Origin of the sequence: Marinomonas spartinae, assembly GCF_900089775.1 — a bacterium.
In the GTDB taxonomy this organism is placed as follows: domain Bacteria; phylum Pseudomonadota; class Gammaproteobacteria; order Pseudomonadales; family Marinomonadaceae; genus Marinomonas; species Marinomonas spartinae.
Window position 1 is genome coordinate 422,576 of record NZ_FLOB01000001.1, and the last position, 16,963, is coordinate 439,538.

General features: G+C 45.2%; 15 protein-coding genes. 5 read left to right on the forward strand and 10 right to left on the reverse strand.

Going from position 1 to position 16,963, the window contains the following annotated elements; genetic code table 11:
- Window positions 1–22: 22 nt before the first annotated feature.
- A complete protein-coding gene (locus tag MSP8886_RS01875; RefSeq protein ID WP_067012127.1) occupies window positions 23–973 on the reverse strand; it encodes a DMT family transporter in 951 nt (316 codons plus the stop codon).
- A 92-nt stretch (window positions 974–1,065) separates the two neighbouring features.
- On the opposite strand from MSP8886_RS01875, the gene MSP8886_RS01880 reads away from it, so the two are divergent.
- Window positions 1,066–1,968, forward strand: coding sequence for a LysR family transcriptional regulator (locus tag MSP8886_RS01880; RefSeq protein WP_067012129.1), 903 nt, complete (start codon window positions 1,066–1,068; stop codon window positions 1,966–1,968).
- Window positions 1,969–2,007: 39 nt separating this feature from the next.
- Here the strand turns inward: MSP8886_RS01880 and MSP8886_RS01885 are convergent, their stop codons facing one another.
- The 3 genes from MSP8886_RS01885 to MSP8886_RS01895 form a co-directional block, all read right to left on the reverse strand.
- Window positions 2,008–2,772: a DUF481 domain-containing protein gene (locus MSP8886_RS01885; protein WP_067012131.1), complete on the reverse strand. Its 765-nt coding sequence runs from the start codon at window positions 2,770–2,772 to the stop codon at window positions 2,008–2,010.
- A gap of 29 nt (window positions 2,773–2,801) precedes the next feature.
- Complete coding sequence (locus tag MSP8886_RS01890) at window positions 2,802–3,572, reverse strand: DUF481 domain-containing protein (RefSeq protein ID WP_067012133.1); 771 nt, start codon at window positions 3,570–3,572, stop codon at window positions 2,802–2,804.
- 628 nt (window positions 3,573–4,200) lie between these two features.
- On the reverse strand, window positions 4,201–4,872 hold the full coding sequence (locus tag MSP8886_RS01895) for a 7-cyano-7-deazaguanine/7-aminomethyl-7-deazaguanine transporter (protein WP_067012135.1): 672 nt from the start codon (window positions 4,870–4,872) through the stop codon (window positions 4,201–4,203).
- A gap of 321 nt (window positions 4,873–5,193) precedes the next feature.
- Here MSP8886_RS01895 and MSP8886_RS01900 point away from each other — a divergent pair, with 321 nt between their 5' ends.
- Window positions 5,194–5,760 (forward strand): DJ-1/PfpI family protein, encoded by a 567-nt coding sequence (locus tag MSP8886_RS01900; protein ID WP_067012137.1) that lies wholly within the window; start codon window positions 5,194–5,196, stop codon window positions 5,758–5,760.
- A 114-nt stretch (window positions 5,761–5,874) separates the two neighbouring features.
- Here MSP8886_RS01900 and MSP8886_RS01905 read toward each other — a convergent pair whose 3' ends face one another.
- Window positions 5,875–6,369, reverse strand: coding sequence for an HPP family protein (locus MSP8886_RS01905; protein WP_067012139.1), 495 nt, complete (start codon window positions 6,367–6,369; stop codon window positions 5,875–5,877).
- A gap of 156 nt (window positions 6,370–6,525) precedes the next feature.
- On the opposite strand from MSP8886_RS01905, the gene MSP8886_RS01910 reads away from it, so the two are divergent.
- A complete protein-coding gene (locus tag MSP8886_RS01910; RefSeq protein ID WP_067012141.1) occupies window positions 6,526–7,065 on the forward strand; it encodes a TetR/AcrR family transcriptional regulator in 540 nt (179 codons plus the stop codon).
- Window positions 7,066–7,101: 36 nt separating this feature from the next.
- Here the strand turns inward: MSP8886_RS01910 and MSP8886_RS01915 are convergent, their stop codons facing one another.
- On the reverse strand, window positions 7,102–7,962 hold the full coding sequence (locus MSP8886_RS01915; RefSeq protein ID WP_067012143.1) for a PA4780 family RIO1-like protein kinase: 861 nt from the start codon (window positions 7,960–7,962) through the stop codon (window positions 7,102–7,104).
- A gap of 57 nt (window positions 7,963–8,019) precedes the next feature.
- Window positions 8,020–8,931 (reverse strand): hypothetical protein, encoded by a 912-nt coding sequence (locus MSP8886_RS01920; RefSeq protein ID WP_245659002.1) that lies wholly within the window; start codon window positions 8,929–8,931, stop codon window positions 8,020–8,022.
- Between the two features lie 448 nt (window positions 8,932–9,379).
- On the opposite strand from MSP8886_RS01920, the gene MSP8886_RS01925 reads away from it, so the two are divergent.
- Together MSP8886_RS01925 and MSP8886_RS01930 are read left to right on the forward strand one after the other, a co-directional pair.
- Window positions 9,380–10,525, forward strand: coding sequence for a methionine aminotransferase (locus MSP8886_RS01925; RefSeq protein WP_067012966.1), 1,146 nt, complete (start codon window positions 9,380–9,382; stop codon window positions 10,523–10,525).
- A gap of 62 nt (window positions 10,526–10,587) precedes the next feature.
- The gene (locus MSP8886_RS01930) at window positions 10,588–11,625 is read left to right on the forward strand and encodes a HoxN/HupN/NixA family nickel/cobalt transporter (protein ID WP_067012145.1); all 1,038 of its coding nucleotides are present in this window, start codon (window positions 10,588–10,590) and stop codon (window positions 11,623–11,625) included.
- Here MSP8886_RS01930 and MSP8886_RS01935 read toward each other — a convergent pair.
- From MSP8886_RS01935 to MSP8886_RS01945, 3 genes are all read right to left on the reverse strand, one after another.
- On the reverse strand, window positions 11,622–12,878 hold the full coding sequence (locus tag MSP8886_RS01935) for a DEAD/DEAH box helicase (protein ID WP_067012147.1): 1,257 nt from the start codon (window positions 12,876–12,878) through the stop codon (window positions 11,622–11,624). The genes MSP8886_RS01930 and MSP8886_RS01935 overlap by 4 nt on opposite strands.
- A gap of 160 nt (window positions 12,879–13,038) precedes the next feature.
- Window positions 13,039–14,421: an MFS transporter gene (locus tag MSP8886_RS01940; RefSeq protein WP_067012149.1), complete on the reverse strand. Its 1,383-nt coding sequence runs from the start codon at window positions 14,419–14,421 to the stop codon at window positions 13,039–13,041.
- Between the two features lie 114 nt (window positions 14,422–14,535).
- Window positions 14,536–16,941: a glycoside hydrolase family 3 C-terminal domain-containing protein gene (locus MSP8886_RS01945; RefSeq protein ID WP_067012151.1), complete on the reverse strand. Its 2,406-nt coding sequence runs from the start codon at window positions 16,939–16,941 to the stop codon at window positions 14,536–14,538.
- Window positions 16,942–16,963 lie beyond the last annotated feature (22 nt).

A 16,963-nucleotide genomic window follows, 5' to 3' on the forward strand; every position in this document is an offset into this window, starting at 1 on the left:
ATATGGCATTACTTGATGGGGCTTACTTTGTCACTTTACAGGCTGGATAAGCTTTCTTTGTTTTGAATGTCAGTGATGACCATAGGTTGGGCAAGACAAGGCCAAAGATCACCACCACCATGCCAACCACTTGCAACAAGGTGACAGGTTGACCAAATAGGAAGGACACCAGGACGGCAAACACGGGGACAAAGTTGAAAAATAACGAAGCCTTTGCTGAGCCTAACTGCTTCACGCCGTTGATCCATAATAGATAGCCCGCAACTGTGGCGAACATGCCAATGTACATGACCCCATAAAAAACACTGCTGGAACTGTGAATGACTTCATGCCAGGGATGGATATTGGGAGAAAAAAGACAAACCAAACCAATGACACTGGCGCCAGAGATCATACCAACCAGAGTATAAGGGATTAACGGCATCCATTTGCTGATCCCTTGCGTGAGAAACGTATATAAACTCCAAGCTAACATACCGCAAAAAATCAATTTATCCCCATAGTTGATCTGTAGACCAAGCAGGAGTGACAAATGACCATTGGTGATGACTAACAGTACCCCCAATAAGCTGATGGCAAGGCTAATAAATTGGCCCATACTAGGGATGGTTCGATGGAACAAGGAGGCCATAAGCGATGTGAAGAGTGGGCTTAACGCCATGATTAGAGCGCCATCGGTGGAAGAGGTATAGGTTAGCCCCGAAAATAACGCCAAGTTTAACCCTCCGACACCGATGATGCTGACAATGACAACATAGAGCCATTGTTGAGTGGTCAAATGTTTCGGCCAAGCAATCCGCGCGACCTTGACATAAATGAGAAGACAAAGGGCTGCGATGACAAAACGCCATAGCACCATGGAGTAGGCATGGACTTCTGTCAGAATGTGTTTACCGACAGGAAAACTGCTTCCCCAAAAAAAAGTACAGAGAATAAGCAGTAAAACGGCTCTAGTATATGAAGGTAGTGTCATGATCTTTCTCTAGTAAAATGAGGGAATACTCGTTAGTGTATAGATTCTAAAATTGAAAACCATAAGCAAAATAAAGAACTAATATTCCAAAAATGAAACTTAATTATTCGCTCGACGATCTACGATGTTTTTGTGCGGTTGCCCAATACGGCAGCTTTAAAGCCGCCGCCCTTGCGTTAGACATACCACTTTCTACGTTAAGCCGTCGTATCTCTAAATTAGAGCAGGATCTGTCGATACGTTTGCTGAACCGAGATGCCCATAAAGTGACCTTGACGCAGACAGGGCAGAAGTACTTTGCACGTTCCCATGGTTTATTTGAGTCGTTGGTTGAGGTGGCGAGCGATCTCCATAAGGACAAGCATGAAGCCAGAGGGCGAATCCGTATTGCCGGCCCTATAAATGTGATGTCTGAACTATTAAGTGACCAGATCAGTGGTTTTATGCAGGATTACCCTGATATCCAGTTGGAGATGAAGCTATCTAATTATTTGATTGATATCGAAGCAGAAGGGATTGATGTTGCCTTTCGTGTTGGCGACGTTAATGAGGATAATTGGATTGCCAAATCGCTGACAGACATCCAATTTATCGTCTGTGCAAGCCCCTCGTTGGATACTTCGAAAATAACCAAACCCGCTCAGCTCGCCGATTATCCGATTGTCTTATGCTACCCAATGAGGCAGTGGGAATTGGTATGTAAAAAGAACCATGCCCATTACAACTTTGCACCAGGGAGTAATGTACGTTTCGAAACCGATGATTTGCGCGCTTTGTTCCCAGTGGTTCAGTCGGGGTTAGGGATTGGCTATATACCTGACTACAGTGCTAAGCCCATGATCAAATCAGGGCTTCTGGTGCAATTATTGCCGAATTGGGGCAGTCAACCCAGACGCCTAAGCATGCTCTATCGAGATAGAAAGAACATGCCTTTAAGGGTTCGATTATTTATTAATTACATGGCTGCCGCCTTCAGCGAGTCCGCTTTAGGCTGACAGAATGCCTAAAGCGAGAGTGAGCCAGACAAAGGTGTTTTAAAAAGAGTAAAGCAAGGTCACAGAGGTTTCCGTATCCGTATGTTCTTTGCCTGTGGGCACGGTAGATGAGTATTCCGCACTGTAAGACAGCTTCATCGCCAAGTCGTTACGGATATTGGCTTGCAGGGAAGAGACGGATTTCGATATAGAGGAGCCATCTTTTGTACCTATACTGGAATCCAATGTCTGGATGAACACCGCGTTTGTAGAGAGTTGTTTCTGACCTGTTAAGGCAAAGCGAATAATGGGCGTCTGAGCTGCGCCGATGTCCGATGTGGTGGCCCCTTCGGCTAATTTATTGTAACGATAACCCAAACCAGCGGAGGCTTCTAAATAAGAGCCATCCTTGAGTTGCCAAAAGCGATCGCCATAACCCGTTGCAACATTGCTTTGGAAATCGTATCCGGAAAATAAATCCTTTTTGTAGCCACCACGAATGTACCAAAACTCTGAATCATTAAATTTGTAGTTACCCTCGATTGAACCATTGTAGTTCTCCGCTGTTTTCTGATCATCTGAGCGGGTGTACTGAGAGGCTAAAGAGTAATTGTTACGCCAATGAAGTAGATCCTGAGTGGCATTGACTTTTGTATTAAAGTTCGTGCTGTTGGTGTTTCCTGAATTCATCAGAAAACCGAGTTCCACACTGGCTTTCCAAGGCTCTATCTTAGGGGGGGTACCCGATGTGTTGTCCGTATCGGCCGCAAAAACTAAGGGCGCGCTGAGCAAAGCGAGGGCTAAAAGTGAGTGTTTTAAAGGCATAGGTTTGTCCCTAATAGTCTATTTATGTCTTAAAAAGAGTACAAAAAAGTAATAGATGTTTCCGTGTTGGTATGCGCTTTGCCGACGGGGACTTGCGAGTCATAGGTCACACGATAAGACATCTTCATCGCAATATTGCTGATGATATCGGTTTGTAGTGAAGTAACAGATTCGATTTCATTGCTGCCATATTCCATGTCAATTTGCGTGCTTAGGTCTTGTTTGAATGTAGAGGTGTCAGAAACATATTTTTCCAGTTTGGCCGAGAAATTAGTCGTCAAACCATTATCAAAGTTACTACTGTTCGTTTTCTTTTTTAGCAGCTTCTCACGTTGATAGCCGATACCCGCAGAGGCTTCGAAATAAGAGCCGTCTGCTCCTTGCCATAGACGGTTACCGTAGCCTGTCGATAAACTGCTCTTGTAGAGATAACCAGAAAAATGGTCTTTTTCAGCTTCTCCTTTTACAAATAAGAATTCATTATTGGTAAACTTATAATCACTTTGTATAGAGCCTCGGTACTGCTCTGCAGTTGTCGAATCGTTGGCTGTTGCATAGTTAGACTGGAAAATATACGTATTTCGCCAATACGTGAGGTTCTGGACAAGGTTAAGCTTGCCGTTGAAGCTGCTGGTATTGGTGTTTCCAGTGGCTCTTCTTACCCCAAATTCTGCCGAGCCTTGCCATAATCCTGTTTCATTAGACGAATAATCGCCGTCATCTTGTGCATTGACGTTTGGTACCGCAAGCAAGACTAGAGCCAACAAACTGCATGTTATTTTTGGATAAAACTTTTTCATTGTTACGAGTCCTAACACACGATTTGTTTCAAGCAGTGACTCTGTCTCCTTTAATTAATAATCTAACGGTTAAACTAACGCTAACATATATCTACCGGTTATTTGGTTATCTAAACGAAAACTTACGTCTTTTACTCAAGTTTTCATATTCACCTTTTAAACTAGTTTAAAACTTGACGTTACTGACAGGAGAAAACAACATTTTTGTCTATTTATATAATAGCAATGGGGCAATAACCCTGCACTATAGCCAATAAATACCGATGTTGAGAGTTGCTGAGTGAATGAGGACTTGTTTTATCTAAATGAATATCGTTTAGAATTAAAACAACAAGTTAGGCGCTTATTATAGAATAAAAAAATCAGACAATACTGGCTTAAAAAATACCTATCGGAAAAGCTTCCCACTAATTAGTAAAGTGCTATACAGAGACAACATCCATGTTATTAATAATGCCTTTGGTGTGCACTCATTTGTTTCACGAAGATAGAGTAAAAAGTTAAAAGCCAATGACAATCTCTACTGCCATATAGAAGTCGATTATCTTCGAGTTGAGTTTGATCGGCGCCTTTACTTTTGCTACCAAGATCGTTTTGGGGGTCTTGGCAAGCCTACTTCATGTGCTGATTAGACTCTGGCTGTCGTCAATTGAAAGTCCGGTTTTATCTCGGTAATTTTCTTCACTAGAATATTCAACAATACTCCGTACATAGGCACAAACAACCCTAAGCTAATAATGAGCTTGAAGCCATAATCTGCCAATGCTATTTCAGGCCAATGTTGTGCCATAAAGGCATCAGGGCTCATGTAAAAAGCGATGCCAAAGAAGGCCAGTGTATCCAAGCCATTACCAAATAAGGTTGAGGCCGTTGGCGCAACCCACCATTGTTTCATTTGGCGTAAACGATTAAAGACCTGTACATCAAGTATTTGCCCAAGCAAATAAGCCATTAAACTGGCGATAGCAATGCGGGCAACAAACCAACTCAAGGTCGTCAGGGAGGCCAGCCCTTGAAATTGTCCTTGGGCAAACAGAACCGACAGCATGTAGGAAATGACCAGTGATGGAATCATCACTAAAAATATCGTTCTACGTGCTAAGGGTGCACCTAAAATGCGTACCGTTAAGTCCGTTGCCAAGAAAATAAATGGGAAGGTAAACGCCCCCCATGTGGTGTGGATCCCCCAAATAGTGAAGGGGATTTGAACCAGATAATTACTCGATGCAATGATGAGTATATGAAACGCCACCAAGTAGCGCAGTGCTTTGGTTTGTTGTGCTGCTGTGAAAGTGCTCATGTCAGACCTTTTTTTTAAATTCGTTTAGCGTCAGTTTGGGGTGAGGGAACCCAAATCAAATGTGTCCTACCGTCTACTGGTTAGGCAGACACTATTTTATCGTCTATATGCCGTGTCGCATGGAATCATGTGATCGCGGGGGCGAGATTATACATTAAACATCTGGTTAAAAAAGAGGCAATGGGACTTTTTTGTTAGCGCTAGCATCATTTTATAATAACGCAGAGAAATTGAAACGAATGACTTTCCAGTTGATATCGACAGGTTTATCGTTATCCATACCATTGGAGATAACCTCTACTGGAAGATAAGGAGACAGTCATGACAAGTAAAAAGATTTTAATGATTACTGGTGATTTCACAGAAGATTATGAAACCATGGTGCCGTTTCAGACTCTACAGGCCGTCGGTCATACTGTGCATGCTGTATGTCCAGATAAAAAAAGTGGTGAGACGGTAAAAACGGCGATTCATGATTTTGAAGGAGATCAAACCTATACCGAAAAGCCGGGTCACAATTTTGCTTTGAATGCTGATTTCGACGCTATTCAAGTGGAAGACTACGACGCGTTGGTTATTCCAGGTGGTCGTGCGCCAGAATATTTACGGTTAAATTCAGCGGTGTTGGACATGGTTCGCCACTTTTTCACTGCCAATAAGCCCGTTGCAGCCGTTTGTCATGGCGCACAAATTTTGAGTGCTGCTGGGGTATTGAAAGACAAAAAATGCTCGGCCTATCCAGCCTGTCGCCCTGAAGTTGAGCAAGCGGGTGGTGAATACGCTGATATCCCCGTGGATCAAGCCGTTACCAGTGGTAATCTTGTCACGGCGCCTGCATGGCCTGCTCATCCGGCTTGGTTGGCGCAGTTTATGGCATTATTGAAGTAGTTTGTTAGAACGAATGATTTTGGCGTTATATCATTGTTCTTAAAGGTAAATGGGAAGCTGAAATCGGCTTCCCATTTTTGTCTCGGCTGTTTGCTAAACCCTCTAGAATAGAAACTATTTTGCCATAAAACGGTAGCCTTGGCGGGAGATGCCATTATGGTAAATCCAGCCAAAGAGAACTATCAGTAAGCACCCAGACAGTACCGGTGTAAGCAAAAATCCCCAAGACGCATGGATCGATAAGATTAATAACGGATTGGCCCCGGCTGGTGGGTGCAATGTATTGGTCAACATCATCAAGGACACACCGAGTCCAACACTGGCCGCCATACTCATGGGGGTCACGCCCCAAAAATGTAGTGTGATTAAGCCAACTAGGGTCGTTATAAGATAACCACCGATAATGTTTTTAGGTTGAGCCAATGGGCTTTTCGGTAGCGCGAATAAAATCACCATGGTGGCTCCAAATGGTGCCATGATACCAAGGTAATTTGGCGCCAACTGAGCCCCTGTGGAAATTGCTAAAATACACAACATGGCGCCAACTCCCGCAAGCCCAATAGTGAATAGACGTGACTGATAAAAACGTTTCAAAAAAGTAGTTGTCATGCTGTAGCTCGCTGTTTGTCTGGGTTTAAAAAGTAGACCGATTTGTCTCTATTTAGAATAGACAGATTGGTCTACTTGTGTCAATATGGTCATCAATAAAAAGTGATTTCTGTAAATGGTCTCTAAAAAGGTAGCTTTCTAGAAGCGGAGCATGGCATGTCGAAACCCGATTTATTGATACACACAGCGTTCGAACTGTTTTATAAACATGGCATTCATGCGGTGGGGATTAATCGCATTCTGTCGGAAACCGGTGTAGCGAAAAAAACTCTCTATCACCATTTTGCGAGTAAAGACGCATTGGTAGAAGCGGTATTAGTCTATCGAGATCAGATTTTCACCGACTGGCTTACATCGCGAATGATGCAAGCGGGGGAGGGTAACAGCGCCATTTTAGCCTTGTTTGATGCGTTAGATGATTGGTTTCACAATAAAGTGCCCGAGCTATTGCCTTTTAAAGGTTGTTTTTTTGTCAAAGCCAATGGGGAGTTTTCGGATCATCCCGTTAATACTATTTGCCAAAAGCATAAGCAAAATCTGACGACCTTTATTCAAGCCAATGTGCCAGGACGGTCTGCTGAAGTGGCACAAAGTATCAGTTTATTAAAAGAAGGGGCGATTGCTCAGGCTTATGTTGCAGGCGACCTTGAAGCGGCTAAGAGGGCAAAAGTATTGGCTGCTTCCCTCCTAGCCTAAGGTGGTGAATCTGTACCCATCAAGTGGAAACGGTGACTAGTTATCGTCTTGGTCGGAGTGGTTCATACGCGCCAGCCGAGCTTGTTCTTCGTCAAAAGCTTCTTTGATCTCCAACAGCACGGAGTCCACATCCGCTTCACTCTCCGGCTCCGCAAATATCCCGGTTAATGCTGTATCCGGTGTTAATTTGCCCTCTTCGTAAATGGCCCAAATTTCTTTTGCGTATTGGGTTTCTAGCAGTTCGGGGGCAAACATTGCGTAATAGTTACGCATATTATTCACATCCCGTTCTAGCATCCATTCAGCATGGTTGTTTGCCACGGCATCAACGGCTTGTGGCAGGTCAATAATAACAGGACCATCTTCATCAACCAGAACGTTGAATTCAGATAAATCGCCATGCACCAAGCCAGCGCATAACATTCTGACAATATCACGAATAATGACCTGAAAATCTTCTCTGGCCTGCTCAGCCGACATGGTCACGTCATTAAGGCGCGGAGCGACACCACCGTCTTCATCTGTGATAAGTTCCATCAGTAACACGCCGTCAAAGCAACCATAGGGCTGAGGAACGCGTACACCGGCGTTAGCGAGTTTGTAGAGGGCATCTACTTCGGCATTATGCCAAAGGCTTTCCTGCTCTTCTCGGCCATATTTAGAGCCTTTTTCCATGGCGCGAGCACGACGAGTATTACGTACCTTTCGTCCTTCACGATATTGCACCGCTTGCTTAAAACTGCGCTTACCTGCGTCTTTATAGACCTTTGCACAGCGAATATCTGAGCCACAGCGAACCACATACACGGTTGCTTCTTTGCCGCTCATTAATTGACTCAGTACTTCGTCAATCAAACCATCTTCAATAAGTGGTTGGATTCTTTTCGGGATTTTCATGCTGCTCCTTATGCAGGGATTAGCGTAGAGAAGAAATAACAGAAACGAAACATCGTTCTAAACACTTCGTTTAGCATATTCCTTTTTAATCAATTCTTCGATGGTATCATTGATTTTAAGGCCTTTTTCTTTCGCAATCACGTCAAGTTGTTGTTTTGTGCTCAACGTCATACTAATACTATAAGGTTTTTTTCCATTAGTTTTTTCGCGAAATTTCTTTTGGCTCCAGGCTTTTTTCATTTTATCGACCAGTAAAGCCTTTCTATCAGGGTTATCGGCTAAGTCAAAGGTGGCAATAATCGCCCTATACAATTGCTGATCGTCGATAGGCTCCCATGCCTTTTTTAAAGGGCGTTGAGTCACATTTTCAAGGTATTTCCATGCCCATTTCCATTGGGTAAGGTTATCCTCTTCGAGCCAATCAACCACACTTTTATCCAATAAGACGGTTTGCCATTCTTCTTTTAAAAGACTAATCAAAGCTTGTTGCTGTTCGGGCTCCGCCTCGGAGTAGTGAAAAGCGGCCATGATATCAGCGAAACGCTCGGAGTGGGTGTTGCGTTCGGTTTTAAAAGGGTAGGGAGACAGTAACGTAAAGTGGGCTTCTTCCTCTTCATTAAGAAAGACAAGAGTGCTGGGGGCTGACTCTGTTTGACGTTTTAAAAAATGCCACATCCATATCATCATGCGGTCATTTCTTTTGTCCACCCATTTGAAGTCACCGGATGACACTTGGGTCGCTTCAAAAGCGGCCTGCATTTGATAGATCACATCTTTAGGAGCACGATTTTTACGGATCAATAATTGAATTTCTTCATTGATCCTTTCCATGCGCTCTTCTTTCGAGCTTGCTCGCAAGTTTCGTAACGAGACACTTTTAGCATGGCTTAGCAAATACTGAATATAAAACTCACACTCTCGGTCCGATGCCGCTTCAAGCGACCCCGCGTTATCTCCAATCAACATCATCTTAAATTTCCTATTAAAACGCACATTATTGGCATAAAACTACTGTGTAGTATTTTTCGTAAATTTAACGTGTATTTTCGTAGTTTGTCCATAAATTGTTAGTTTTTTGTCAGTAATAATTTACATTTTTCTGATGTTATTTTTGTTCGAAAATAGGTTTTTCTTAAAAAACTTTACAAAACAAATAAATAGGCATTTTTTTGTTGTTATGGGAGTTGCTGTTCAATTTTTGGAATGTTGTGATCTTTTGGTGAGAGACTTGGTAAGTAGCCAAATGGCTCGCTAAATAGGGATGGAGTTAAGGAAAGAGCTGTTGATTAACAGGATTCGCAAATGGCTTATCTCAATTTGTTTTCTTAAGTTGGGTTGGTTTTTGCATTAGAATCTGCTCACAAAGAAGTACTCTTTGAGAGGCTTCATTTATTTATTTTCTGAAAAGGTCTGTGCTGTGCAACTCACTTCAAAATTACCTTCTGTGGGGACAACGATTTTTACGACAATGTCTGCTCTTGCAGCGGAAAAAGGCGCCATTAATCTCTCGCAAGGCTTTCCCGACTTTAAGCCTGACGCTCGATTACTTGAGGCAGCCTCGAATGCGCTACTCAACGGTAGCAATCAGTATTCACCCATGACAGGTTTACTAGATCTTCGCGAGGCGATTGCTCAGTTGATTCATCGTCATTATCAGCGCACGGTGGATCCACTGGACGACATTACTGTTACCAGCGGTGCCTCAGAAGCCATTTTCGATGCCATTGCCGCCCTAGTACAGGTGGGTGATGAGGTGATTTTGTTTGATCCTGCTTATGATTTGTATGAGCCTGCTATCACATTAGCCGGTGGCGTGTGTCGTCGAGCCGTTTTAACCGCACCGGATTTTCACCCCGACTGGCAAGCGGTGGGGGAATTGATAACAGACAAGACTCGTATGGTGTTGATCAATACGCCCCATAATCCAACAGGGAGTTGCTGGCGAAATGAGGATCTAGAGTCGCTTTGGCAAATTATCAAAGACCATAATATTATGGTTTTATCAGATGAGGTGTACGAGTTTATCCACTTTATCGAAAGTGCTGTGAGTGTTCATAAGCACGAGGGGCTACGCCAACGCAGTCTTGTCGTCTCGTCTTTTGGCAAAAGCTTTCATCTCACTGGCTGGAAAGTAGGGTACGTCGTCGCACCAAAAGCGCTCAGTACAGAGCTGCGCAAAGTTCACCAGTATGTGACATTTTGCACGACCACCCCTCTGCAGAAAGCCCTAAGTGATTACCTTATTCAGGCACCAGAAGCCTGCGACGCATTAGCGGCTTTTTATCGCGATAAGCGTGACCTGTTGAGGAATGGGTTAAAAGACAGCCGCTTTACCCTATTACCTTGTGAAGGCACGTATTTTCAATTATTGGATTACAGCGCCATCAGTGATGAAGACGATGTGACCTTTTGCAAGCGATTGATCGATGAAGTAGGGGTGGCCGCGATTCCGATTAGCGTGTTTTACCAAACACCACCGGTTGGTCAACGCTTAATTCGTCTGTGTTTTGCCAAAGAGGACATCACCTTGAAAGATGCGACGGAGCGCTTGAGTCACATTTGATGTTTTTCTGCTCGGTTATGGGGTTTAATTTATTTTCTGATTTTTAAGATAAGGAAAAAGACATGGTTCGATCTACGTGGCAATCCACTCGACGGCATGCAATGGTGATGATGTCCCTCTTGGTGTTAGCCAATATCGCGGCATGGGGCTGGGCATTTTATGTGTTTCATGGGCATGTGGCATTAATGGGCACTGCCCTGTTGGCTTGGACCTACGGCCTGCGCCATGCGGTGGATGCGGATCATATTGCGGCCATCGATAATGTGACCCGTAAACTGATGCAGCAAGAAAAAAAGCCCATTGCCGTGGGAGCGTTTTTTTCCTTGGGCCACTCGACGATTGTGATATTCGCCTCCTTAGCCATTGCTCTGGCCACCAGCCACTTAATGGAAAAAGGTGAATGGTTTCAGCATGTGGGCGGTTTGATTGGTACCAGTGTCTCGGCCTTGTTTTTGCTGGCATTGGCGTTAGTGAATTTGTACATTTTGCGTGATGTATATCGACGTTTTCATGGAATTAAACAGGGCCATCTTCATGCTACCAAAAGCGACGACTTAATGGTCTCTGGGGGCTTAATGAGTCGCTTGTATCGTCGTTTATTTGGTTTGATTGAGCAAAGCTGGCAGATGTATTTCGTTGGTTTCTTATTTGGTCTTGGGTTTGATACGGCGACCGAAGTTGGCTTATTGGGTATTTCGGCAGCGGGGTCATCCAGTGGCTTGTCGGCTTGGTCGATCATGGTCTTCCCTGCTCTATTTACTGCGGCAATGGCCTTTGTTGACTCTCTGGATAATTTGCTGATGGTGAAAGCTTATGGTTGGGCCTTCGAAAAACCATTACGTAAGCTCTATTACAATATGACGATTACCGCGACCTCTGTGGTGGTGGCCTTGTTTATTGGTGGTTTAGAAGCCCTTGGTTTGATCGGCGATCAGCTGAATTTAAGTGGTGCCTTCTGGAATGGCATCGAGGCCATCAATGATAATCTAGGAGACGCGGGCTTTGCGGTTATCGCGATTATGTTAGTGTGCTGGCTGGTTTCTTTAGTGAATTATCGTCTGCGTGGCTACGATAAAGTGGACCTTGCCGCGAAATCCTAACGACGACGCGGCTTGGCCTTTTTATTTTTCTTCAGATCGATACCCAGGGCTTTGGCTCTTAATTCTTTTTTGGAAGGCTCACGTCGCTTTTGGGTGTGGGCCGGTTTGTTTAAATCCGGCTCGAACCCTGGGAACCACTGTGGCACAAAGTGCTCTCCGACCAGCTTTTCGATGTCGGTGAGTAAATAGTTTTCTTTTTCTGATACCAGAGAAATGGCTAAGCCCGTTAACCCCGCTCGCCCTGTTCTGCCAATACGGTGGATGTAATCTTCTGCATGGTAAGGCAATTCGTGGTTCACTACATATTGAAGCTGTTCAATATCCAAGCCACGAGCTGCTACATCAGTGGCCACCAATGCGCGCACTTTTCCTTCTTTAAATTCTGCCAAGATGCGATCACGTGCCCCTTGGGATTTATCTCCATGGATGGATTGAGTGGCGATGCCATCTTTGCCCATTTCTTTCGCCAGATCATCCGCTCCTTGTTTTGTGCGAGTGAAGATCAGTACTTGTTGCCAGTTTTTGGAACCAATTAGGTAAGATAAAAGCGCGCTTTTACGATCATTATCCACGGCATAGATGGTTTGTTCCACTTGGGTGGCGGTAGTGTTGCGGCTGTTTACTTCGATTAACTCTGGTGCCTTCAATAAGGTTTTGCTCAGGGCAAAAATCTCGTCATTGAAGGTGGCGGAAAAGAAGAGTGTTTGACGTTCACTGGGAAGCTTTTTCAAAATCCGTTGAATGTCGATGATAAAACCCATGTCCAGCATGCGATCTGCCTCGTCCAATACCAAGGTTTGTAAGCCACTTAAATCGATCAAGTTTTTCATAATCAATTCCAGCAAACGCCCTGGTGTGGCCACCAGCACATCACAGCCCTGACGTAATGCTTCAAGCTGTGGATTGATACTGGCACCGCCATAAGCGACCACGGCTTTTACGGGTAAACCTTGGCTGTAATTGACAAAACTGGCATGGACTTGCTGCGCTAACTCACGAGTAGGCGTAAGCACTAGTACTCGAATAACCGTTGAATCGGTCGGGTCGGACAATTTTTGCGTCAATAAACGGTGTAGTAATGGTAAGGCAAACGCGGCCGTTTTTCCCGTGCCCGTTTGCGCGCCAGCCATAACATCCCGTTGAGCAAGAATCGCCGGAATGGCCGCAGTTTGGATCGGTGTGGGGGCCTCGTAACCCAGTTCACTGACTCGGTTAACAATATCTTGGTGAAGTCCTAGCGACGCAAAGCTCATGTGGAGGTCTCTTTTCATACAAGGGGTGTTATTAAGGGAATGGCTATTAGGGAGTTGCATAGAGAGCAGTGTAGCATTTTCGCAGGATATTGGCTTGTATTGAGATAAGTATTGCCGAGTCGGCTATAGCTCATAAATACGAGCCATAGCCGATGGGGATCTATTTAGCAGCTAAGCCTAAGTGAGTTGAGGTATTGTCTTGTGGTAATGCGTTTTCTTTCATATTGAGTAGGATCTGATCGGTCAATTTATAACCCAATAAAAAGATGACCAGTCCAATCGCTGCGCCAATGGCATTGCCGAGATTGAGCACGTCCCACATGCCTTGGGTAACCTCTGGGGGTTGCTTGACGACGACGCCTGCAGTGGATTGCACAAAGCCCACCATGGCTAAATAGCCCATGGCCATGGCACCACCTAAAGCCGTAGACGCTTTATTGGCAAAGGTTTGCGTCGCAAAGGCGACGGCTTCAAGGCGTTGTCCTGATTGCAAATGGCTGTACTCGATGCAATCGGCAATAAAAATACTGGGCATAATTAGAATCACGCCTAGGGCGATGGCTTTAATCATGGTGAGCGCTACGAAGAACTCAATGTGTTCATAGCCGACGAACCAAGTGATGATCGATAACACTGCCATCGCCACCGCCGCCCACGCAAAGGTGGCGATTTTCCCTATCTTTCGAATACCAAAGGGAACAAGCGGAGAGGCCAGCATCGCGGGTCCTATCATCGCAAATAGAAATAAGCTGGACAGGGTGGTGTCGTTAAACACATCACGGGCAACGTATGGCATTAAGGTAAACGCAAAATTGGAACCAGAGATAAACACAAAAGCGAGAATAAACAGCAACAAGTATCGGTTATTTGCCACAGCGCTGACGATTTGTTTGAGTGTCGGTATTTGTTGCTCGACCACATGGCGCTCTTTCACTGTGCGAATGGTGAGCATCAGCATCATGGCGAGTAGGCACATGATGACGGTGGCCATCGTCCATTTTCCACCCAATTTATCGACTAAGAGTGGCGCGCCGACCATAGCAATCACCATGCCGACAAAGCCACCAAAGCGAACAAAGGAATAGATGACGTTGCGCTCTTCTTTGTTCTTGGTCATCACAGAGCCCATCGCGTAAGAGGGGGCGTCTGAAATGGTATATAGCATGCCCCATCCCACGTAGGTGACGAAAGCGTAGGTAATTCGCATCCACATTGGCAATTGAGCGATCTCGTCACCAAAGGCAAAAATAAGCACCGTCGCTAATGGCACCGCCCATGCAATGGCATTGATCCAAGGCTTGAACTTTCCTCCTTTAAAACGACTGCGCTCCACCAGCACTGAGAGCATGGGGTCATTGATGGTGTCCCATACCCTGGCAATCAGGAAGATGATGCCAACCACACCTGCGGATAAACCTAAGACGGAGGTGTAGTAAATGCTGATGAAAATGGTTACGAACATAAAAATAATGTTCTGTCCGGTAAAAAACGTGTAGTAGCTGAGCCGTTCTTTACGGCCGGTTTCATACCTATCCTGAGACATGATGCTTTCCTCGTTATTGTTCTTATTCACAAGTCTTTATGACAATGTTGATCAAGGTTCTCTTGGTTTGATTCGCTTGCCATCCGTGGTTACAGTTTTTTTGTTACTTTTAAGTTACGCTTCACTCTGATTATTGAGACAACTGACTAGGTTAAGAATCTCTTGCTCGCTATAGTGGGCCGCATTAAAAATAGGCAGATTGCGCAGTGGCATATCATTAACCATGGCTGCAGCCATCAAACGATCGGCTTCAGCCGCCGAGTCGTTTTTATCTCCGCCCATCATATTGGTAAACGTATCGATCATGGTTTCGAAGTAAGGTTTGCCTAAGGTCGTTTCAGCAATGTCTCCCAAGGTGGAATTCAGGGTATAGGGGATGAGAGGGGTTGCTGTGGGAATGTCATAACCAAGCAATGCACTGAACGCCACATCGTGGAAGTCTCGTTTAGCGGGCTCAAAGTAAGTCGATAATGCCTCATTGGTGGCTTGGCGAGGTATGCCCGTGTCCAAGGTGAGAGTAGCTGTTTGGCGAATATCTGCGACGGAGGCACCAATCTGAATGAGATACTCACCACTTTCTGCCACCCAAGCCGGGTTTTCTGTGTGCCAATAGGCGAAAGCTCGATAATCCAATGCCAGTTCAATTTCTTTGCTTTCTCCGGCTTCAAGAAACACCTTACTAAAAGCTTTGAGCTCTTTTGCTGGACGAGGCTGGGAAGGCGAGGTCTGACCAACGTAACACTGCACAACTTCTGCTCCTGCGCGCTTGCCAGTGTTGGTAATGGTCACCGCGAGTGTGAGGGTGTCATTTTCACCTAAAGAAATGGTTTGAGCGCCACCTTTCATCTGTAGGTTGCTGTAGTCGAAGGTGGTGTAGGATAAACCATGACCAAATGGGAACAGTACAGGCGTATTGCTGGTATCAAAGTAACGGTAACCTACCCAAATGGCTTCACGATACTGCACCTGCTTGGAGGTACCTGGAAAGTAAGGCTGGCTTGGCACATCATCTAAATGGGCCGGGAAGGTTTCGGCTAATTTGCCACTTGGGTTGACCTTACCCGATAGGACCTTAGCAACAGCGGAGGCACCCGCTTGTCCACCTAAATAGGCCTCTAGAATTGCGGCTGTTTGGTTGGCGAAGGGCAGTAAGACTGGCGCGCCATTTTGTAGGATGACCACGGTTTTCGCTAATTGCTCACCGAGGGCGTGGATGAGATCCAGCTGAACTTGTGGCAGATTGAGATGCTGACGGTCAAAGCCTTCAGATTCGTATTTAGGTGTTAACCCCGCAAATAACAAAACCACATCCGCTTGCTCGGCAAGAGTCACGGCCTTGCTGATTTCATTGGCGTCATGCGCATCGTTTAGGTGATAGCCTAGGGTATAGCTGACATTCTCGGCACCAAACTGCTTTTTGATTTCGTCCAGAGGTTGTTCTAATGTGAACGGATTGATCTTAGAACTGCCAGCGCCTTGGTAACGGGTATTATTTGCCAACGCCCCAATGACGGCGACTTTTTTTCCCGTTGTGACAGGCAATAAACCGTCATTTTTTAACAGTACACAGGTTTCTTGAGCGATGGTACTGGCCAGTTGGTGGTGATCCTGTAAATCCACCTGAACTGGGTCACTTTGCAAGGCATCACGAGATTTTATGATCAACTCTAAAACACGGCCAACGGAGCGATCCAATGCTTCCATGGATAAGGTGCCGTTGTTAACGGCGGCAATGATTTTTTGCGTATTTAACTGACCAGAGCTGGGCATTTCTAGGTGTTGACCATTTTTAATGCCTTCCACTCTATCGTTATTGGCCCCCCAGTCGGTGACAACAATGCCTTCAAAGCCCCACTCATTGACTAATATATCGTCGAGCAATTGCTTGTGTTCAGAGGCGTAGGTGCCATTGACCTTGTTGTAGGAGCACATAATGCTCCAAGGCTGAGTGTTTTTGACGGCTTTTTCGAAGGCTGGTAGATAGATTTCGCGAAGTGTGCGTTGATCGACGACGGCATCCACTGTCATGCGGCAATGTTCGTGATTATTGACCGCAAAATGTTTGAGGCTGGTGCCGACTTCCTGACTCTGTACACCCTTGATCCAAGCGCTGGAGAGTTCACCTGCGAGAAAAGGGTCTTCTGAGAAGTATTCGAAGTTACGTCCCCCTAGCGGATTGCGTTTGATATTGGTGCCAGGGCCGAGTAGCGCCGAGACGTTTTCGGCGCGGCACTCTTTGCCTAAGGCCATGCCCATTTGCTCAATTAATGGGAGGTTCCAAGATGCCGCTAGCCCTGAAGCCGTTGGGAAACAGGTCGCTTTAACGGCGGCGTTTAAGCCGACATGATCGCCTTTTCCTGCTTGTTTGCGTAGGCCATGTGGGCCATCCGTCACCATAATAGAAGGCAGATTTAGCCGCTCAACACCATGTAAATGCCAGAAGTCTTTTCCTGTGCATAAAGTGGCTTTTTCTTCCAAGGTCAATTCGGCTAAGAGTTCTGTTATTTTTATTTCACTCATCGTATCCATCCTTATTTAGCTT